At 64.3% G+C, this 5,043-nt stretch carries 8 protein-coding genes; 1 reads left to right on the forward strand and 7 read right to left on the reverse strand.

The window, feature by feature from the left end:
• The 7 genes from AC3WQZ_RS35375 to AC3WQZ_RS35405 form a co-directional block, all read right to left on the reverse strand.
• Positions 1-73 (reverse strand): iron-sulfur cluster assembly protein (locus AC3WQZ_RS35375; RefSeq protein ID WP_492294627.1); only part of this gene is annotated, 73 nt, incomplete at its 3' end.
• A 253-nt stretch (positions 74-326) separates the two neighbouring features.
• A complete protein-coding gene (locus AC3WQZ_RS35380; protein WP_492302131.1) occupies positions 327-1,364 on the reverse strand; it encodes a tetratricopeptide repeat protein in 1,038 nt (345 codons plus the stop codon).
• A complete protein-coding gene (locus AC3WQZ_RS35385) occupies positions 1,361-1,771 on the reverse strand; it encodes a cytochrome c-type biogenesis protein (RefSeq protein WP_010809678.1) in 411 nt (136 codons plus the stop codon). Before AC3WQZ_RS35385 ends, AC3WQZ_RS35380 begins: the two co-directional genes overlap by 4 nt.
• Positions 1,772-1,811: 40 nt before the next feature.
• The gene (locus AC3WQZ_RS35390; protein ID WP_492294376.1) at positions 1,812-2,375 is read right to left on the reverse strand and encodes a DsbE family thiol:disulfide interchange protein; all 564 of its coding nucleotides are present in this window, start codon (positions 2,373-2,375) and stop codon (positions 1,812-1,814) included.
• The gene (locus AC3WQZ_RS35395; RefSeq protein ID WP_492302133.1) at positions 2,372-4,342 is read right to left on the reverse strand and encodes a heme lyase CcmF/NrfE family subunit; all 1,971 of its coding nucleotides are present in this window, start codon (positions 4,340-4,342) and stop codon (positions 2,372-2,374) included. The genes AC3WQZ_RS35390 and AC3WQZ_RS35395 overlap by 4 nt, the downstream gene beginning before the upstream one ends.
• Positions 4,339-4,797, reverse strand: a complete 459-nt coding sequence (gene ccmE / locus AC3WQZ_RS35400; RefSeq protein ID WP_037023989.1) for a cytochrome c maturation protein CcmE — start codon at positions 4,795-4,797, stop codon at positions 4,339-4,341. Before ccmE ends, AC3WQZ_RS35395 begins: the two co-directional genes overlap by 4 nt.
• A complete protein-coding gene (locus AC3WQZ_RS35405; RefSeq protein ID WP_492302135.1) occupies positions 4,794-4,916 on the reverse strand; it encodes a hypothetical protein in 123 nt (40 codons plus the stop codon). Before AC3WQZ_RS35405 ends, ccmE begins: the two co-directional genes overlap by 4 nt.
• Between AC3WQZ_RS35405 and AC3WQZ_RS35410 the strand changes: the two genes are divergently transcribed.
• On the forward strand, positions 4,858-5,043 hold a 186-nt coding region (locus AC3WQZ_RS35410; RefSeq protein ID WP_492302137.1), incomplete at its 3' end, for a hypothetical protein. The two genes, AC3WQZ_RS35405 and AC3WQZ_RS35410, sit on opposite strands and share 59 nt — an antisense overlap.

Raw genomic sequence — 5,043 nt, forward strand, 5'->3', positions numbered from 1 at the left:
CCAGGTCCTTGCCCGTATTGGGGTCGATGACGGTGCGCAGGGCTTCGGTGACCTGCTCAGTGCTGACGCTCAAGACATACTCCGCTGCTGGTGAATGTAGGGATGCATGCACCAGGCGTGCTTTGGCGGCGTGGCGGCAATGCTGGAAAGATATCTGCTCACCCACTTAAGGTAAATTCATATATTCTTAGCCGACGCATAAGCAATCCATTAAGTTGCGATCAAGCAGCACATCGCGGGACCACAGAATCCGCTACTGAGACGCTGGGCGGCGTTGTGGGCAGCGGCAGCTGGTCGTCTACCCTATGATCGTCGCGGATCAACCCTCATTTCCTTACCGTATCAATCAACAGCTGGATGCCAGCAGCGCCCACCTTCACCTGTACCGCCCCGCTTTCCAGGTCGCCTGGCTGGCCGATCGCCTGGCCGGAACGTGAGATTCGTGCGACAACCATCGCGCTTTCCCGCTCACTCAGGCGCGCACCGCCCATCACCGCCATGCTCTCGTCCAGCGAAAACGCCACCGGCCAGCGTCCAGGCACTGCCTTGAAGACAGCCAGCGGCATCGGCGGCCCTTGCAGCCCGCGTGCGAATACGTAGAGCGTGTCGGTGCTGCCAACAGACGCCTGCAATTCGGGGGCAATTGCTACGGTGCCGGAAAGCTGCTTCTTGTTGCCCGCAACAGCCGAACCGGTCCCCACCTGCGCACGCGCTCCAGCAATGTTGGCCTGCAGACGGCGTAGCTCTTCGGAATCGGCTGGCAGCAATGGCGCCAGGCGCGTCCAGTAAACAATCGCGTCGGCAGGGCGCCGGTCATTGAAGGCAAAGCTGCCCGCCAGCCACAGCGACTTCACATGCTGCGCATCAAGTGCCAGCGCGCGTTCAACAGCCTTCTGTGCCTGCGCATCAAAAGTGCCCCCTGTTTGCGCAGTACGCGCATCGGCATAATCGGCAAGCTGCGGTGCCGCGGGTGCCTTCAGCACGAATGCGCGCTCGAACGCCGGCACCGCCTCGGCGAAACGGGCTGCGGCATAGTATGAGCGCGCGAGCAACAGTGCGGCATCGGCATCGCCAGGCCGTTGCTGCAGATGCGCCTCAAGACGCTTGATCAGATGCGGAATCGACGTTTCCCGCAGCGTTGCTCCTGACCCGCTGCCGGATTCCGGCCCGATCAGGTCCGGCCGGCCGACAGCAAGATACCCTGCCAGGGCCACCAGCGTGATAGCTAGCCCGGCCAGGAACTGAACCCGGCGCGCCCGGCCTTTCGCAACGGCGATACCTGCCACCATTGGCTGCAATACGGTCAGCAGCGCACCAATGGTCAGGGCGGTGGCGAATCCCCAGAATACCTGCGCCGATGTCATATGCTTCCCTCCTCGCTGCCGCCAGCCTTACCCGCCCGCTCGCGTGCCCGCGATCCGGCAGCATGCCGGTAGAGCACCACCATTCCCACCAACATGAGCAGGAACGGGCCAAGCCACAGGAGCCAGGTGGTGGGCTGCAGCGGCGGGCTGTACAGCACGAAATCGCCGTAGCGCTGCACCATGAACTCGGTCACATCGCGCTCGCTTTTCCCATCGCGCAGCATGCCGGCAATCTCGCTGCGCAAGTCAATCGCCAGGCTGGCATTGGAATCGGCAAGCGACTGGTTCTGGCATACCACGCAACGCAGATCGACGGCCAGCCTCATGACCCGGGCCTGCAGAGCCTGCTCGGCATCGGCCTGTGCCGGCTCGGCGCCGATTGCATTGGCCAGCAGACCGCCCAGCAAACACCCAAGTACGCACCACCGGCGAACGCTTGATTTCATGTCAGCCCCCTTTTCCCCTGCTTGCCAGTGCTACGTCCGGCTCGTTCTCGAGCGCCGCCAACATCGGCAACAGTTCTTTGCGCACCACCTCCTCGGTCAGCGGACCGACATGCTTGTGGCGTATCACGCCGCGACGGTCAATCACGAAGGTTTCCGGAACACCGTACACGCCGTAGTCGATGCCGACCCGGCCATCGGCATCGAACAGACTGGCGCGATAAGGGTTGCCGTGCCGCGCAAGCCAGGCACCGGCCTCGTCGCGCCCATCCTTGTAATCCAGCCCATAGATGGGCACCCGGGTAAGGCGCGCCAGCTCCATCAGCTTCGGATGCTCCTCGCGGCAGGCGCCGCACCACGATGCCCAGACGTTCAGCACCCAGACCTGTCCGCGCAGATCGGCAGGCGCCACAGTTTGCTGAGGCGCGTCCAGCAAGGGCAGCCTGAAAGCCGGCGCGCTCTTGCCGATCAGGGGGGATGGCAGACTGCTCGGTCTCGGCGCAAGCCCGAGGCCGAGCAGCAGCAAGAGCATGATGAAGATCGCAGCAGGAACAAACCGTCGCATCATTCCACCCCCAGGTTCAGCGGCGTGGCGGCCGGCGCGGTGCGCGCCCGATAGCGGCGGTCGCCGAGCGCAAGCAAGCCGCCAAATGCCATCAGCAGGCAGCCGGACCAGATCCAGCTTATGAACGGCTTGTGGTAAAGCCGCAAAGTCCAGCTACCGTCGGACAACGCTTCGCCAAGCGATACATAGAGGTCACGCGTCAGGCCGGGATCGATCGCCGCCTCGGTCATCACCTTGCGCTGAACCGGATAGAAGCGCTTCTCTGGCCGCAGCAATGTCACCAGCTGGCCGTCTCGCGTCACCGTAATGCTCGCGCGCCGGGCCTGGTAGTTGTCGCGCGCCAGTGTTTCCACCGAGTCGAAGCGGAAGCGGTAGTCGCGGAACTCGAGCGAGTCGCCGACCGACATGCTCACCGTGCGTTCGCCTGCATAGCCGCCGACCATGGTGACCCCGACAATGCACACTGCAATGCCAAGGTGCGCGATCAACATGCCGTGGAACGACAGCGGACGGGCGGCCAGACTGCGCAACGCCCCTGCCCCGCGCCGGTCGCGCACGCTCTCGGCCGCGGTCGCGACCAGAGCACAGGTGATCCAGCCGGCCAGGGCGAGGCCGAGGCTGATGCCGATGCTCGATGTGCCTAGCAGCCAGGGCGTGACCAGGCCAAAGGCAAGCGCCGCGGCCAGCGCCCATTTCAGCCGACGCTTCAGATCCGGCAGCGAAGCATGCTTCCAGCGCATCAGCGGGCCCACGCCCATCAGAAACAGCATTGGCACGACCAGCGGCACAAACACCGCCTCGAAATACGGCGCACCGACTGATATCTTCGCCAGGCCCAGGCTATCGAGCGCCAGCGGATAGACTGTGCCCAGCAAAACAGACGCGGTTGCTACGGCCAGGAACAGATTGTTCAGCATCAGCACCCCTTCGCGCGAGAACGGCGCGAACGCCGAACTGCTCCGCACGCGCCCCATGCGCCACGCGTACAAACAGAGTGCGCCGCCGACGATGAATGCGAACAATGACAGCAGGAACACGCCGCGCCCCGGATCCGCGGCAAAGGCATGCACGGAGGTCAGCACGCCGGAGCGCACCAGAAAGGCGCCCAGCAAGCTCAGGCCAAAGGCCGCGATCGCCAGCAACAGGGTCCAGCCGGCGAATATGCCCCGCTTTTCCGTGACCGCCAGCGAATGCATGAGCGCGGTGGCAAGCAGCCATGGCATGAAGGAAGCATTCTCGACCGGATCCCAGAACCACCAGCCGCCCCAACCCAGTTCGTAGTAGGCCCAGGCACTGCCAAGGGCGATGCCGAGTGTCAGGAACAGCCAGGCGCCGATGGTCCATGGCCGGCACCAGCGTGCCCAGAGTGAATCGATGCGCCCGGTCAGAAGGGAGGCCACCGAGAACGCGAAGGGCACCGCCAGTCCGACATAGCCGATATACAGCATCGGCGGGTGGATCACCAGCCCGATGTCCTGCAACAGTGGGTTGAGGTCACCGCCGTCCGGGGGCGCCGGCCACAGGCGCTCGAAAGGATTCGAGGTGAACAGCATGAAGCAAAGGAAGCCGCTCGACACGATGCCCAGGACGGCCAGCACGCGTGACGAGAACATCAGCGGCAGGCTGTCGCTGCGCCAGCTCACCAGGGCCGACCAGGCTGCCAGCAGTAGTGACCAAAGCAGCAACGATCCCTCATGGCCGCCCCAGGCGGCGGCAAAGCGATAGATCGCCGGCAGGCTGCTGTTCGAGTGGTTTGCGACATAGCGCACCGAAAAATCGTTCCCCAGCAGCGCCGCCGACAGGAAAACAAAGGCCAGCGAGAGAAACAGGAACTGCATGCGTGCTGCGGCATGTGCGGTGCGCATCCAGCCATCGACGCCGCGCACCGCCCCCAGGAGCGGCAGCGCCGCTTGCGACAGCGACAGCGCGAGCGCAAGCGCCAGGCACCATTGACCGAGTTCGGGAATCATCTGGCCCCACCTTTCTGCGCCGCTTCGGCGAGCTTGAGCGAAGCGGCGACCTCCGGCGGCATGTACGCTTCATCATGCTTGGCCAGCACCTCCTCGGCCGCGAAGATGCCGTTGCCACCCATGCGGCCGAACGCAATGGCACCCTGCCCTTCGCCAAACAAATCGGGCAGCATGCCGCGGTAGACCACCTGCACCCGGTTGACCGTATCGGTCAGTATGAAGGACGCCCCCAGCCCATCCGGGGCGCGCCGCAGGCTGCCGCGCTCGACCATGCCGCCAAGGCGGAAGGCCTTGTCGCGCGGGCCCTCCCCTGCCGCGAGCTGGCTTGGCGAGAAGAAGAACACCATATTGCTGCGGAAGGCATTCAGGATCAATGCGGCAGCCGTCCAAAGCAACAGCAATCCCACGGCGATCATGAGCAGGCGTCGCCCGCGCGCCTTGTTGAGCATCCTCATTGCGTACCCCGTTGATCTTGCAGCCGCATGCCGGGCGCGGCGGGGTGCGCATCTGCCAGCGTGCGCCGAGTCGACACGCCGCAGCGCAGTACCAGCAGGACTTCGACAGCGAACAGCAGCGCCGTCACGCCGTATGCGCCCCAGACGAAAGCGCCTTGGCCACCCATCGAAAAAAATGGTTCTTCACCGATTTCCGGGGAAGGCCGCCCGGATCTTCAAGAAGAAGTAGTGGTCATCACGGAAGCC

It is taken from the genome of Cupriavidus sp. FW305-26 (genome assembly GCF_058787975.1).